Source organism: Glutamicibacter sp. 2E12 (assembly GCF_050030965.1).
Lineage (GTDB): Bacteria > Actinomycetota > Actinomycetes > Actinomycetales > Micrococcaceae > Glutamicibacter.
The window spans coordinates 3,270,036-3,284,164 of record NZ_CP188297.1 but is presented as its reverse complement, the minus strand read 5'-3'; the positions used below and the strand labels follow the sequence as shown (position 1 = coordinate 3,284,164).

General features: G+C 56.1%; 12 protein-coding genes and 1 tRNA gene. 6 read left to right on the top strand and 7 right to left on the bottom strand.

Annotated features, from left to right (window positions below; translation table 11 throughout):
• The first annotated feature begins 180 nt into the window (after positions 1–180).
• From pepN to ACP3TE_RS15410, 3 genes are all read left to right on the top strand, one after another.
• Positions 181–2,736, top strand: coding sequence for an aminopeptidase N (gene pepN / locus ACP3TE_RS15420; protein WP_105659201.1), 2,556 nt, complete (start codon positions 181–183; stop codon positions 2,734–2,736).
• Between the two features lie 81 nt (positions 2,737–2,817).
• Positions 2,818–3,294, top strand: coding sequence for an OsmC family protein (locus tag ACP3TE_RS15415; RefSeq protein WP_332486839.1), 477 nt, complete (start codon positions 2,818–2,820; stop codon positions 3,292–3,294).
• A 12-nt stretch (positions 3,295–3,306) separates the two neighbouring features.
• Complete coding sequence (locus tag ACP3TE_RS15410; RefSeq protein WP_105659199.1) at positions 3,307–3,825, top strand: globin; 519 nt, start codon at positions 3,307–3,309, stop codon at positions 3,823–3,825.
• A gap of 56 nt (positions 3,826–3,881) precedes the next feature.
• On the opposite strand, the gene ACP3TE_RS15405 is transcribed toward ACP3TE_RS15410, so the two are convergent.
• Positions 3,882–4,541 carry a hypothetical protein gene (locus tag ACP3TE_RS15405; RefSeq protein WP_332486837.1) on the bottom strand — a complete coding sequence of 220 codons (660 nt, stop codon included), beginning with the start codon at positions 4,539–4,541 and terminating at the stop codon, positions 3,882–3,884.
• A 173-nt stretch (positions 4,542–4,714) separates the two neighbouring features.
• On the opposite strand from ACP3TE_RS15405, the gene ACP3TE_RS15400 reads away from it, so the two are divergent.
• A complete protein-coding gene (locus tag ACP3TE_RS15400; RefSeq protein WP_105659197.1) occupies positions 4,715–5,608 on the top strand; it encodes an acyl-CoA thioesterase in 894 nt (297 codons plus the stop codon).
• A 31-nt stretch (positions 5,609–5,639) separates the two neighbouring features.
• Here ACP3TE_RS15400 and ACP3TE_RS15395 read toward each other — a convergent pair whose 3' ends face one another.
• Entirely contained in the window at positions 5,640–7,376 is a 1,737-nt protein-coding gene (locus ACP3TE_RS15395; protein WP_332486833.1) for an MOSC domain-containing protein, read from the bottom strand.
• Between the two features lie 109 nt (positions 7,377–7,485).
• Positions 7,486–7,992, bottom strand: coding sequence for a redox-sensitive transcriptional activator SoxR (soxR, locus tag ACP3TE_RS15390; protein ID WP_400342489.1), 507 nt, complete (start codon positions 7,990–7,992; stop codon positions 7,486–7,488).
• A gap of 132 nt (positions 7,993–8,124) precedes the next feature.
• Between soxR and ACP3TE_RS15385 the strand changes: the two genes are divergently transcribed.
• Complete coding sequence (locus tag ACP3TE_RS15385; protein ID WP_166650788.1) at positions 8,125–8,631, top strand: flavin reductase family protein; 507 nt, start codon at positions 8,125–8,127, stop codon at positions 8,629–8,631.
• A gap of 68 nt (positions 8,632–8,699) precedes the next feature.
• Here the strand turns inward: ACP3TE_RS15385 and ettA are convergent, their stop codons facing one another.
• From ettA to ACP3TE_RS15370, 3 genes are all read right to left on the bottom strand, one after another.
• Positions 8,700–10,382, bottom strand: a complete 1,683-nt coding sequence (gene ettA, locus ACP3TE_RS15380) for an energy-dependent translational throttle protein EttA (RefSeq protein ID WP_105661447.1) — start codon at positions 10,380–10,382, stop codon at positions 8,700–8,702.
• Between the two features lie 113 nt (positions 10,383–10,495).
• Positions 10,496–10,945 carry a single-stranded DNA-binding protein gene (locus tag ACP3TE_RS15375; protein WP_400342453.1) on the bottom strand — a complete coding sequence of 150 codons (450 nt, stop codon included), beginning with the start codon at positions 10,943–10,945 and terminating at the stop codon, positions 10,496–10,498.
• 91 nt (positions 10,946–11,036) lie between these two features.
• Complete coding sequence (locus ACP3TE_RS15370) at positions 11,037–11,912, bottom strand: CPBP family intramembrane glutamic endopeptidase (protein WP_400342454.1); 876 nt, start codon at positions 11,910–11,912, stop codon at positions 11,037–11,039.
• 126 nt (positions 11,913–12,038) lie between these two features.
• On the opposite strand from ACP3TE_RS15370, the gene ACP3TE_RS15365 reads away from it, so the two are divergent.
• A tRNA-Arg gene (locus ACP3TE_RS15365) sits at positions 12,039–12,112 on the top strand.
• Between the two features lie 80 nt (positions 12,113–12,192).
• Here the strand turns inward: ACP3TE_RS15365 and ACP3TE_RS15360 are convergent.
• Positions 12,193–13,905: an FAD-binding dehydrogenase gene (locus ACP3TE_RS15360; RefSeq protein WP_426736238.1), complete on the bottom strand. Its 1,713-nt coding sequence runs from the start codon at positions 13,903–13,905 to the stop codon at positions 12,193–12,195.
• Between the last annotated feature and the right edge of the window lie 224 nt (positions 13,906–14,129).

Below are 14,129 nucleotides of genomic sequence, written 5' to 3'. Positions count from 1 at the left end.
GAATAAGTCTCCGAGGCGTCCCAAAGCGTGCAATTTCGGGACGCTATTGGAAAATTGAGTAAATTGTTCGGCCCGATGACTTGCGCAATGCCCGGTCAAAGGTGACACAATAGACAGATATTCAATATTCATTTCACAACTTCCACCGGTGGATAGCCATCGCCAAGAATTGGAGAACCCATGCCAGGAATGAACCTCACTCGCGCCGAGGCCAGCGAACGCGCAAATCTGCTCAACGTTGACAGCTATGAGGTAAGCCTGGATCTTACTCGCGGTGAGCGCGTCTTCACTTCCAAGACTACGGTGCGGTTCTCCGCCACCGCCGGCGCTTCGACATTCATTGATGCAGTCACCGACTCGGTACGCTCCATCAATCTCAATGGCGTCGAGCTGGACCCAGCGCAGCATTCAGATGGCATCCGTATCCAGTTGCCGAACCTCGCCGCAGAAAACCTACTCGTGATCGACGCGGACGCGCTGTACATGAACACCGGCGAAGGCCTGCATCGATTCGTAGACCCAGTGGACCAGGAAGTCTACTTGTACACCCAGTTCGAGGTCGCGGACTGCCGGCGCATGTTCGCCGTCTTCGAGCAGCCTGATTTGAAGGCCACCTTCCAGTTCTCGGTCACCGCGCCAAAATACTGGAACGTTGTTTCCAACGCCCCGACTCCTGCGCCAGAGGAAAACGGGAATTCAGCAACTTGGGCCTTTGCCCCAACCCAGCGGATCTCGTGCTACATCACTGCCCTGATCGCAGGCCCCTACCAGGTCGCCCGCGATTCGCTGGTTTCCTCCAGCGGCCGCACCATCGAGCTGGGTGTCTTCGCCCGCGCATCCATGATGCAGTACCTGGACGTCGAGAACATCGTCACCGTGACCCGTCAGGGTTTCGAATTCTACGAGAAGAACTTCGGCACCCCATACCCATTCGAGAAGTACGATCAGTTGTTCGTTCCCGAATTCAACGCAGGCGCCATGGAAAACGCTGGAGCGGTGACCTTCCTCGAGGAATACATCTTCCGTTCCCGTCCAACCGGTGCCATGATTGAGCGCCGCGCGATCACCATCCTGCATGAGCTGGCACACATGTGGTTCGGTGACCTGGTCACCATGAAGTGGTGGAACGATCTGTGGCTCAATGAGTCCTTCGCAGAATTCATGTCCACTCTGGCGGCCGCGCAGAACACCGAGTTCACCAGCGCTTGGACCACCTTCAATACGTTGGAGAAGAACTGGGCCTACCGCCAGGACCAGTTGCCTTCCACCCACCCCATTGTCGCGGAGATCAATGACCTTGAAGACGTAGAGGTCAACTTCGATGGAATCACCTATGCCAAGGGGGCCAGCGTTCTGCGCCAGCTGGTAGCTTTCGTAGGCCAGGAAGAATTCATGGCTGGCGTACGCGAGTACTTCGCCAAGCATGCCTGGAAGAACACCGAGCTGCCAGACCTGCTCAAGGAACTGGAAGCCGCCAGCGGCCGCGATCTCAGCGGCTGGGGCGCATCCTGGCTGGAAACCGCTGGTGTGAACACCCTCAAAGCCGAAATTGAAACCGGCAATGACGGTGCTATTACGTCCTTTGCCATTCGCCAGTCCGCCGTTGCCCAGTTCCCGACTTTGCGCCAGCACCGACTTGCTGTTGGCTTCTACTCGCTCGATGAGGCCGGAACGCTGCAGCGCGTGCACCGCGAAGAACTTGATATCGATGGCGAGCTCACCTTCGTTCCCGCGCTGGCCGGCATGAAGCGCCCGGATTTGGTTCTGCTCAATGACGATGACCTGACCTACGCGAAGATCCGCCTGGATGAAGTTTCCTTGGCGACTGCCACCGAGCATCTGAAGGACTTCCAGGAGTCGCTGCCGCGCACTCTTGTTTGGTCAGCCGCGTGGGACTCTGTACGTGATGCCGAAGCCCCTGCAAGCACCTACGTCCAGTTGCTGCTGAACAATATTGGCCACGAGGTGGATTCCACGGTGATCATGGTGCTGTTGCGCCAGCTGAACACCTCGCTGGATCTTTTTGTTGCTGCAGAACGCAGCGAAGAACTTTCGGTGCAGGCTGCCGACCAGCTGTGGCAGCTGGCTTCCAATGCTGAAGCAGGCTCCGACGCGCAGCTGCAGTTCGTCAAGGCCTTCGCGCACCGCTCGCGCGCCGCCGCCCAGTTGGATCGCGTCAGGAACTTGTTCGACGGCTCGGCAAGCTTGCCAGGCCTGGCCGTTGACACCGATTTGCGCTGGTCCTTCGCAATCGCGCTGAGTGCCGGCGGCTACCTGAGCGATGCTGATCTCGACGCAGTTCTGGCCAGCGACGACACGGCCAAGGGCAAGGCGTCGTGGTACACCGCGCGAGCTTCCCGCCCAACTGCAGAAGCAAAGGCAGAGGCATTCGGGGCGGCAACCGCTGCTACCTTGTCCAACGATCAGCAAAGCGCCGTCATTTCCGGTTTCAACAACGTGCACCAGAACGCGTTGATCTCCGGATACGCCGAGGACTACTTCGGGCTGCTCGTCAACGCGTGGGAATCCTACTCGCATGAGATGGCCAAGCAGATTGTGATCGGCTTCTACCCCAGCTCCAACGTCTCGCAGGAAACTTTGGACCAGACGGATGCATTCCTGGAATCCCTGGGATCCAAGCACGCGGCGATGCGCCGTCTGCTGGTGGAATCGCGTGCCGACGTGGTCCGGGCTCTCGCTGCGCGTCGGGCGGACGCCGAGGCACTAGAAATCTAGGGTCGCTCGGATGGTGGCGGCGGCTTCTGCTCAATGCGGAAGCCGCCGCCACCTTTCGGTTAAAAGTGGGAGAATAGACCTATGGACCTCTCGCAACATGAATATCGGGTAGGGCTCGAATGGACAGGCAATCGTGGAACCGGAACGGAAAGCTACCGCAGCTACGGCCGGGACCATGTATTGCGCGCATCGGGCTTGCCAGATTTGCCGGGCACCGCGGATCCAACATTCCATGGGGATCGCGATCGCTGGAATCCAGAACAACTCCTGCTTGCTGCCCTGAGCCAATGCCACATGCTCTCGTATCTGCATGTAGCAGTTACCCACGGCGTGAATATCACGGGTTATACGGACGATGCTTCTGGAACACTGCGTCTCAATCGGGATAACAGCGGTGAATTCACCCAAGCCATCTTGCGGCCCGTCGTTTACCTTGCCGATGAATCCCAACGAGAACTTGCCGATTCGCTCCACTCCCAGGCGAACAAGGTTTGCTTCATCGCCCGGTCCGTCAACTTCCCGGTTCTCCACGAGCCGGTATCCCCTAGCTCCTCCTGAGGATTTTTACGAATGACTGAAAACCTGCCACTTGCACATGACCCGAAAAAGGATCCCTTCAGCAATCCCCTGGTTCTAGGCCGATCCAGCCAAGAATTCTTGGATGCCGCCGAAACGCCGATCGACGTTGCCAACTATCCCGGTACCTTCTACGCAGAGGTTGGCGGTCGCGAGATTTTCGCTCAGCTGACCAAGAATTTCTACAGTTCCGTTGCCGAAGACGAGGATTTCCGTCGGATGTATCCAGAGAAGGAGCTTCGGGCTGCCCAAGTTCGCCTCCAGCTGTTCCTGGAACAATACTGGGGTGGTCCGACAACGTTCTCCGAGCATCGTGGCCACCCTCGGCTCCGCATGCGTCATGCAAATTACCCGGTGAACGGCCACTACCGTGATGTCTGGCTGGGCCATATGAACAAGGCTATCGACCAGCTAGAGCTGCCAATGCTGCAGGCCGAAACCCTTCGGGACTACTTTGAGCGTGCGGCTCACTCGTTGCTGAACACTCCGGATGAACACCGGAATCTGCTCTAAGAATTTATGGACTAGAACCGCCACGGGCGAGTTCTAGTCCATATCCTTATTACTGCTTAGCCGAGCAAAGAGGCTTTGCGGACAAGGACATGCCCTCGCTCGTTACTCAGTCGAGTCCAACTGCCATTGCGGAATACTCGGCTTTGCCCGCCAGGCGCCAGGAAACCCAAGGCATGCATGGCAAATGCGGAGCCCATAGGAATCTTCAAATCTTCTCCTTGCACATCCGCAGCCCAAATTCGCTGCCGTATCTGCACAAGCACAGGCAATCCCGGGTTTTCCGGCAATGCTTGGGCGACGGCGTCGATGCCGTTTTGAGCTGAGGAAGTTAGCATGTCGTTCGCTACGGCTCCTGCATCTTCCCAGCCTGAGACCGGCACGGAGATCCCAGCCCATTTAGGATTCTCTTCAACCGGTGGGAGCGCGAAGTCGACGGTTGACTCCCCCATGCGAGCAAGGCGATCCTGGATCGATGCCAAGGAATAGCTGGCCTTGAGATCTGCAGGCTGCGCCAAGCGATGAACTCGCATTCCGAGGATGGTATAGCCGCCTTGACCGAGGTCGGAAGGGACCAAAACAGGTACATAGACAGCCAAGGCCGTATTTCGAGCGACGAATTGGGCCGCATCATCTTCAATTGTTTTCGCCCGGCTAATAAAGTTCGCTAAGTCGCTTACTGAATTACTGTCGTCGAAAATCACCGCATCACTAGCCATATATTTATCGTCTCACGGAGCGGCAACTACGCGTGGCGACTTTGCTCATGGCGTGATGCTGCTCCGTGAAACGTATAGTTTTCCTATGAGCCCGAATCTCAACTGAAAATATTACTTTCGAGTAGCATTAAATTTGGTTTTGTTCCGCTATCGCATTCCAAGGAGCCCGCACAGTGACCGAAGACCTAGGCACCACCCAGATCCTGCTGGATCTGTTGAATCTGGATGGAGAAGACCAGGCGCGCACGGATGAGGATATCTTCATCGGCCATACCCCTGGGCAGACTCGACCTCGCGTCTTTGGCGGGCAGGTTCTGGCCCAATCGATCATGGCCGCCACGCGTACAGTTGAAGCGACCCGTGCGATCCATTCCCTGCACGGTTACTTCCTGCGTCCGGGAGACCCGAACCAGAACATCACTTTCGGCGTACAGCGCCTGCGCGATGGCCGCTCATTTTCCGCACGTCGAGTGCACGCCTACCAAAATGGCGAACCGATCCTGTCAATGATCACCTCATTCCAGGAACCGGCAAACGGCCTCGAACACCATGATCCAATGCCTGCCGGAATCCCGGATCCCGAGTCGCTTCCGACTACCGCAGATCTCGTGGGGCACCTGGACCATCCAGTGGCAAAGGAATGGGCTTTCGAACGGCCTTTCGACGTCCGGCATGTTTCGGAACCGATCTACCTTCCAGGAAATTCGGCCAAGCTTGCCGATAGTGCGGTTTGGCTGCGCACCACCTCGGCAATGCCCAATGAGCCCGCCCTGCACCGAGCTGCCTTGGCTTACGCGAGCGACTACATGCTACTTGAGCCTGCCCTGCGAGCCCATGGAGTGCCATGGGTACATCGCGGCTTGAGCATCGCCAGCCTCGATCACGCAATGTGGTGGCACCGGGATTTCCGAGTCGATGAATGGCTGCTCTACGTACTTCATTCGCCATCGGCCTCGTCGGCCCGCGGACTTGGTGCGGGAAAGTTCTACAACAAGGCAGGCGAGCTCGTCGCGACCGTCGCCCAGGAAGGCATGATCCGCCTGCCTGAGTTCGCAGAGGGGCACTAGCCCTCAATCGATAGCGCACCGCCCGCGTGGTTCATGCGTCCAGTTCAATATCGCCTGCTGGTACGGCCATACAGGCGAGGATCTGGCCCGGTGCTACGCGGGCGCTCGGCTCCAACGGGTAGGAAATCCTGCCCCTGAGCAGGCTAACGGCGCATTCGCCGCAAGAACCCGAGCGGCAAAGACTAGCCGGTTCAAGCCCTTGCTCTTCCAGCGCATCAAGCAACACTCCATTCTCCGCACTCCAGGTGAAATTCTTTTCGCTCCCACGACAAGAGACTTCTGCGGGCGGATAGTTCTCAAAAAGGCGTTCCAGATCGGTCGCTGGTGATGCGAAGGTTTCGCTGTAAATCTGCGAAGCAGAAATTCCCGCTTGCTCGCACGCCTCGAATACCATCTTGGTGAACTCTTCAGGCCCGCACACCACCACCCTGCTGCAACCGCGTAGTCGTGCTGCGATCGCAGCAGCCGCTGGCCGCCCCTCGGAGGTGTCGATGCGATCCAAGCTGATTGGCGCCTTCAGCCCGGCAGCCATCTGTTCCAGCCGGCAGTACAAGGCACTGGCTCCGCCACGTTCGACATGGATGAACCTCAGATCTTGGCTGCCATTCACCGCTGCAGCATCCCCGAGCAGCCCCAAAGCAGGAGTGATGCCAATTCCAGCGCTGACGATGGCAGTGCTGGAGCCTAGTACATTAGCCGAGGTCAGCACACCGTACGGCCCTGAGACAAGAAGTTGCTCGTCCTCCTGCAGCTGTGCTATTTTCGCTGAAGCTTCACCTTGGATGCGAACGGCGATACTAATGCCCCGGTCGCTCACCGAGGTGATGGTGTAATTTCTCCACAGCGGATCTGGCAAGTGAACCCTTAGATGCATGCCCGGTTCATACTCAGACTTAATCCATCCGTAAGGATCGTGAAGCAGCAGTTCGACTACTCCTGAGCCCAAGTCCTCGTTTCGAAGTATGGTCATGAACCGTGGAGAGATCTTCACTGGAACCAGTTCTTCGGCTTCTGTTGCTTCGTTTTCTATTTCAATTGAGGCGCCAGTCTCCAAGACCCCGGATTCCAGAACGGTTCCATAAATGCCACAGTGAACGTGGCCAAAGTGCGTTGCCAGCAAACGGGGTCCGTTGGTATCGACTTCGGTAGTATCCGGATTTACCGAGGTTGCTGAGCAACGGGCGATTGATTTGGTAATGGCAATACGGGTTTCGCCTATGCGCAGCACTTTGCCAATAAGCCCATATTCCGAGTATGCGGGCAGGCCTTCCACCACAAGGTTGCCTCGATACCGCCGGGGATCCAAGTGCACCCCGGATACTCGCGACAGCTCCGCAACCGTATTGGGGTTAATAATCGAAATGCCCGACAGTCGCGAATCGAACATTCCTTGCGGTGCAGACACCAATCTTCGCGGTTTTGGCCCCTGCGCCGGCAAGTGATTCGACAGATAGGCGCTGGCGGCATCCCTGCCATGCTGGCTACTGGCATCAAAGGTCAATGGTGCCGCACCTGTAGATGCTGGCGCGGTCATGGTGATAAGTGGAAAACTGGATTCAACTTGCCACTTTTGCAGGCTCTTGTTGTTCTTGAGAATAGTGAAGCTTAGGCAGCTCTGCCACTGCCCGTCTTGGTGCTCAATTGTGCCGTTTCCGAAGGCGACACAGCGATCGCCCTCTAGCCCGCTTCCCTTTTTGGCTGCGACCGAACTGACTGCTTCGCCTGGTAGCCCTTTAACAGGAAAGCGATATATTTGAGCAATTTTCATGATTACATTCTAGTAAGTGCCGAGTTCAGTACGGGAGTTCCAGGCGGCGCCAATCGAAGGCGCCAGAGGATATCGGAATTTCAAAACAGGTAATGTTCTGCCCCTCCGGCTACATGGACTGCTCCCCGGCATCTGCGGGTGCTTCCAATCGCCGCGCGCCCACACCTTCACGCGCCAATTGGTCTTCCGGATTCAGGAGGCTGCAGGCCTGCATCGACAGGCAGCCGCATCCAATGCATCCCATAAGCCGATCTTCTAATTCCTCGATGGCACGCCGCCTCGCTTCGAGTACTTTCTTCCATTCCTCTGTCGCGCGAAGCCAGTCTCTTTCCTCGGGGATTTTTCCCATCGGCACTGGTGCCAAAGCACGCTTGATGTCGCTGAGTGGGATGCCCAACTTCCGGCCGACACTGATCAACGAGATACGACGCAGCAAGTGGCGAGGATAGCGTCGCTGATTCCCCGCTGTCCGCATGGAAACGATCAGCCCAATATCTTCGTAATAATGCAGTGCAGATCTGGCCACACCAGTGCGTTCGCTAACCTGCCCGATGCTTAGCAGCTCACGCCCGGGAAAATCTTTTTCGCAATCCCCAGATTCCGCTGTGTGAAGCATCACCACCCCTTTCCTTGACCTCAAGTTTACTTGAGGTCTTAGGGTGGAAGTATTCAAAGTTGTTGGCAAAAGCTCGGGCTTTTGCATCAGTTACTGGAGTTTTATTCCAACTCCAGGCAAAGGAGCGGCTCAGTGAGCGAATTATCAGATGGATTCCGTACAGCCTTCCGTCACCATCCTGCTGGAGTAGCAGTGATTACTGCAGCGGTCGACGGGGCATTCTACGGTTTAACTATCTCTTCCCTCGCTTCACTTTCCATTGATCCCGTTGCCGTTTCGTTCTCGCTGGCCAAAGAATCCGGCGCTGCCGGCGCTGTGCTAGCAGCACCGAGTTTCGTGATCCATATGCTCGGCGAAGACCAGCACGAGCTGGCAAATAATTTCGCGCGCCCGGGTGCCCCACGATTTACCAGCGATCAACATTTCCGGGTCTTGCCCACCGGCGAGCCACATTTCATCGAGGCTCCCGTTGCTTTCCGCGCCAGTATCCACTCCTCCATCAGCGTTGGAGGCTCCCGCCTGATTGCTGCTGAAGTCCATGCGGTACTCTTCGGGCATGCGCAACAGCAACACCTGCTTTACCAGGATCGCGAGTATCTGAAATTGTCCGGATTGCGTGCCGATTCGACGACGAGCTAATTGAACGATGCCTCCTGCGGCATAAAAATAGCCGCCACAAATGTGGCGGCTATTTTCATGCCCGTGGATTAGTCGCGGGTCAGGCGACGGTGGGTAACACGGTGCGGCTTAGCCGCGTCGGCACCCAATCGTTCAACCTTGTTGCTCTCGTAAGAGTCGAAGTTGCCTTCGAACCAGTACCAGTTCGATGGGTTCTCCTCAGTGCCCTCGTACGACAAGATGTGGGTCGCGACTCGGTCCAGGAACCAACGGTCGTGGGAGACCACTACAGCGCAACCCGGGAACTCAAGCAGCGCGTTTTCCAACGACGACAGGGTTTCAACGTCCAAGTCGTTAGTAGGCTCATCGAGCAGCAACAGGTTGCCACCCTGCTTGAGGGTCAGTGCCAGGTTCAGACGGTTGCGCTCACCACCGGAGAGAACACCTGCCTTCTTCTGCTGGTCTGGGCCCTTGAACCCGAACGCCGAAACGTAGGCACGCGATGGCATCTCAACTTGACCGACGTTGATGTAATCGAGGCCGTCAGAAACGACCTCCCACAACGACTTCTCTGGGTCGATATTTTCGCGATTCTGGTCGACATAGGAAATCTTGACCGTGTCGCCGACCTTCAGGGTGCCACCGTCAAGCTCTTCCATGCCAACGATGGTCTTGAACAGGGTCGACTTGCCGACGCCGTTGGGACCAATGACACCCACGATGCCGTTGCGCGGTAGCGAGAAGGACAGACCATCGATCAATACACGATCGCCGAATCCCTTCTTCAAGTTTTCGGCTTCGATTACCAGCTGGCCCAGGCGCGGGCCTGGCGGAATCTGGATTTCTTCGAAGTCCAGCTTGCGGGTGCGCTCGGCTTCCGCAGCCATTTCCTCGTAGCGCGCCAGACGAGCCTTCGACTTAGTCTGACGGCCCTTGGCGTTCGAACGAACCCACTCGAGTTCTTCTGCCAGACGCTTAGCAAGCTTCTGGTCTTTCTTGCCCTGAACTTCCATGCGCTCGCGCTTCTTCTCCAGGTAAGTGGAGTAGTTGCCCTCGTATGGGTGCAGGCGACCGCGGTCAACTTCACAGATCCATTCGGCGACATGGTCCAGGAAGTAGCGGTCGTGGGTTACGGCCAGCACGGCGCCCGGGTAAGATGCCAGGTGCTGTTCCAGCCACAGTACGGACTCTGCGTCCAAGTGGTTAGTAGGCTCATCGAGCAGCAGCAAGTCCGGCTTCTGCAGGAGAAGCTTGCACAGTGCTACACGTCGACGTTCACCACCGGAGAGGTGGGTAACTTTCTCGTCGCCTGGTGGGCAGCGCAGCGCGTCCATTGCCTGTTCGAGCTGATTGTCAATGTCCCAAGCGTCGGCAGCGTCAATCGCTTCCTGCAGCTTGCCCATTTCTTCCAGGAGCGTGTCGAAGTCGGCACCGTCCTGTGCCATCTCTTCCGAGATTTCGTTGAAGCGAGTGATCTTTTCATAGATCTCGCCAACACCTTCCTGGACGTTGCCCAGGACGGTCTTTTCTTCATTCAGTGGGGGTTCCTGCAGCAGGATGCCTACCGAGTAGCCCGGTGAAAGACGCGCTTCACCGTTGGAGGGAGTATCGATCCCCGCCATGATCTTTAGGATCGTTGACTTACCAGCACCGTTGGGTCCCACGACGCCAATTTTGGCACCGGGGAAGAACGACATGCTGACATTGTCAAGGATGACTTTGTCGCCAACGGCCTTGCGAGCCTTGGTCATCGTGTAAATGAATTCCGCCATGTTCTTAAGGCTAGTCTGTTGCGGGGGTCATTTCCGAATCCACACACCACTATTTTGGGTTGGTGGTGCCCGGATTCACACGAAACCCTCAAACACCACCAGAACACGCGTCTTCAGGCCGCTTCCCCATCCTCGCTTTGCCAGCTCGCTTCAGTGTCGGACGAACGTGACGGGTGCTGCACACGCTCCATTTCGCCGGTATCTGTCCGTACACGGTTGAAGGAACTCGTTCCAAAACGCAGATCGTGACCAATTGAATAAGCCTCGATATCTGCGCTATTCCCTCGCGAGCCATCTGCTCGTTCGAATTCTCGGATCTGCAACTTTCCGAAAATCATTACATGGTCGCCTTGCCCCAGGGATTCCATGGAATTCTCTCCCAGGGTACGGAACGCCGAAACCGCATACCAATTGGTCGGCCCGTCGACCCACTGCCCTGTTTCAAGATCGCGTTTTCGCTCATGCGTCGCTACTCGGAATTTCAAGATAGAAACGCCCTTGGGCGTAATGCTGAGTTGAGGTTCCGTTCCGACAATTCCGCGGATTGTCACAAGATCGCTCATTGGACTGCCTCCTATTGGATACAAATGGCAGAAGCCTTTTCTGCCATTGAATCCGATGATGGCGCACCGCAAGATCCGGTCGGACGCAAAGTCAACGGCCTGTGGATAAATCTTTAGCCCATTGAGGTTTGAATGCGCCTTTCAATAGCATGGCGGCTATGACGATTCCTGGCAAGATCCAGCCGGACCAACCCATGATTGATGCTTTTGTTGCGTCCAAAGGAACTCCCATCACCATAAACAGTGAAACCAATCCCACGCTGGCGTTGAAGGCTCCATGCGCCAAAGCCGCTGGCCATACGGAATCACTGTAGGTACGCAACCAGCCAAGGAAGGCGCCAAATACGGTACACATGCCGCACATAGCCATGACTCCCCACGCGCCCGCAGCCATCGGATAGTTGTAGCCCAGAAGCACCAATGGTGCATGCCAGATCCCCCAGACGACGCCGGATACAAGAATTGATACAAGTTGCCCATAAGGCTGCAGGCGAATCCAAAGCCATCCCCGCCAACCAATCTCCTCTCCTAAAGCAAACAAGGAATTCATGAGGCCAGCGACAACTATCAACCCCGCCTGTCCGAGAAGGTAGATTGTCGGGCCTTCCTGGCCGGAGACAACGCGCAGTACGGTGAAATTCTGCAGATCACCAGGGAAGACCCCTAGCCATGTTCCGATGAAGGGCGCTTGAAGTATGAGCCCGAGCGGAATCACATAGGACAGCACCAGTGCGATGGCAAACTTCCCCGGACGCTTGATTGGCCAGAGCCCAACCTCGGAGGTGAAGCTCGTTAGCCGGCGTTCGACAATGGCAATCACTAGAGCAGCGATGGTCGGGGTAAACATCATTGCCATGGCGATTCCTGGAAGCTTGGCATCATTTATGCCTTCTCCCATCCAAAGCGGCAACGCTACGGCCCAAGCTAAAACCACGCTTAGCACACAGAAGCACACGATGCTCAACACGCTACCGATTCTCAATTTCGGCAACTTAACTACTCCTAATCAGATGATGATCTACATTCGTTTCTCCAGCCTATCGGCCTCAAGTCGTATTTTTGGTGATCAATGAGCTAAACTATTTTCGGTTATGCCTCCGTAGCTCAGCTGGATAGAGCAAGAGCCTTCTAATCTCTAGGTCGCCGGTTCGAATCCGGCCGGGGGTACGAAATAAACCGCCGTTCACTTGGTAATACAAGTGAACGGCGGTTTTCGCATCTATCCAGATCTAGGAATTTGACCAGTGTTAGGCCTCATTTCTAGCTTGAGGCCCTTTCCGGCCGAGCCTGTCAGCCAGCCCTCGTCCTATTTGCCGGCCACTAAATAAGCACCCGCCCAAGAAAGTTCCTTCCAGCGCGTTGTACCCATGCATCCCGCCGCCCCCGAATCCAGAAGCTTCACCGGCCGCATAAAGCCCGTCAAGAACTGTTCCGTCGTATTTGAGGACTTGCCCAGATAGGTCTGTCTGCAGTCCGCCTAATGACTTTCGCGTCAGAATGTGCAGCTTCACAGCTATCAATGGCCCCGCCGCAGGATCGAGTATCCTGTGCGGAGCAACTGCTCGGGTCAAACGGTCTCCGATGTACTTTCGGGCATTGCGGATAGATTGAATTTGGCGATCTTTGCTAAATGGATTTTCAGTTTGCGAATCACGAACCATTAGTTGCTGGTGAAGCCGCATCGGATCAATATGTGCTTCCGGCGCGATTGCATTCATCTTCGTCACGAGCTCCTCGACGGTAGTCGCTGAAACGAAATCCGCACCTTTGTTCAAGAAATCCGTGACCGGCCCCGGAGCACCCTTGCCAAAGAACCGGTCCTTGATAACTCCGGCTTTATCCCGATTAGTCAGATCTGGATTTTGCTCCGACCCTGACAGCGCAAACTCCTTCTCGATAATTCGCTGATTTAGCACGAACCATGAATAGTCGTACTTTCGCGCAGTGGGATCGGTGCGCAGGTATTTCAACGTGCCCAAAGTGTCGTGCCCCGGAAGGCAAGGAGGACGAAGGCGGTTCCCTTCGGCATCGAACCACATCGGGCTTGGACCGGGCAAAATTCTAATTCCATGAGCGGGCCAAATTGGGTTCCAATTCTGGATTCCCTCTGTGTAATGCCACATTCGATCGCGGTTAACAAGACGCGCCCCCACCTCCTGCGAGAGTTCAATGCCGCTGCCGTCAACATAATTCGGAACGCCGGTAATCATGCGCCCCGGCGCGATGCCGAGCCTGTCGGGCCAGAGTTTCCGAACCAGGTCCTGATTTCCGCCTATTCCCCCGGTTGCAATCACCACTGCTTCAGCCGAAAACTCGAACTCCGAAACCACGTTTCTTGACGACTGTTGCCCGCGTGGAGCGTCATCAGGCGACAAGACCTCACCGCGAACGCCGGTAACTGAACCGTCAGTGGTCACCAATCCAGTAACCCTGTGGCGGTTGAGCAACTCGGCATGTCCCGTTTGCAGTCCGTCGAGCACCCTATTCACAAATGGCATCGATACCCCGGTGCCAGTTCCCCAGGCGATGTGAAATCTGGGTACAGAATTCCCATGCCCTTCGGCGCGACCATCGCCGCGCTCTGCCCAGCCCACAACTGGAGTCAGATCTATGCCTTTTTGCTTGATCCAGGACCGTTTTTCAGTAGCTGCGAACTCCACGTAGGCTTTGGCCCAACGTTGCGCCCACAGGTCCTCATCGTCCAACCGGTCAAATTGTGCACTATGCTGCCAATCCGACCAGGCAAGGTCAAAAGAATCACGAACTCCCAAGCGGCGCTGTTCAGGAGTATCAACGAGAAACAGTCCCCCAAAAGACCAGTAAGCCTGGCCGCCGAGATTACCCCTGTTTTCCTGATCCAGGATTCGGACTCTCAGTCCTGCATCAAGTGCCTCGGACGCTGCAACCAGCCCGGCCAATCCAGCACCCACGATGATCACTCCGCATTGTTCGGAACTCAACTTCACGATCCCACCTCTGCACGCAAGAAATTTACGAGTTTTCATCTCAAGCGTACTTCCCGGTGGGCAATGCCACCATACCCGTATTTTCCGCAAAGAAATTTGCTGACTAGCGAGAACTTTCGTTCTTCACCACCGTTTCTCTTCCTGGTCCGGCCGTCGAATCTGTGAATGTCATGATCGTGAGCCGTGCAGCGGCGCATAATCACTCAGAATCCCGACTG

Bases quoted from the DNA above. Each gene is read 5' to 3' on its own strand.
- ettA (WP_105661447.1), bottom strand. From the start codon at position 10,382: ATGGCGGAATTCATTTACACGATGACCAAGGCTCGCAAGGCCGTTGGC.
- ACP3TE_RS15405 (WP_332486837.1), bottom strand. From the start codon at position 4,541: ATGGCTAGTGATGCGGTGATTTTCGACGACAGTAATTCAGTAAGCGAC.
- ACP3TE_RS15375 (WP_400342453.1), bottom strand. From the start codon at position 10,945: ATGAGCGATCTTGTGACAATCCGCGGAATTGTCGGAACGGAACCTCAA.
- ACP3TE_RS15395 (WP_332486833.1), bottom strand. From the start codon at position 7,376: ATGAAAATTGCTCAAATATATCGCTTTCCTGTTAAAGGGCTACCAGGC.
- soxR (WP_400342489.1), bottom strand. From the start codon at position 7,992: ATGCTTCACACAGCGGAATCTGGGGATTGCGAAAAAGATTTTCCCGGG.
- ACP3TE_RS15415 (WP_332486839.1), top strand. From the start codon at position 2,818: ATGGACCTCTCGCAACATGAATATCGGGTAGGGCTCGAATGGACAGGC.
- pepN (WP_105659201.1), top strand. From the start codon at position 181: ATGCCAGGAATGAACCTCACTCGCGCCGAGGCCAGCGAACGCGCAAAT.
- ACP3TE_RS15410 (WP_105659199.1), top strand. From the start codon at position 3,307: ATGACTGAAAACCTGCCACTTGCACATGACCCGAAAAAGGATCCCTTC.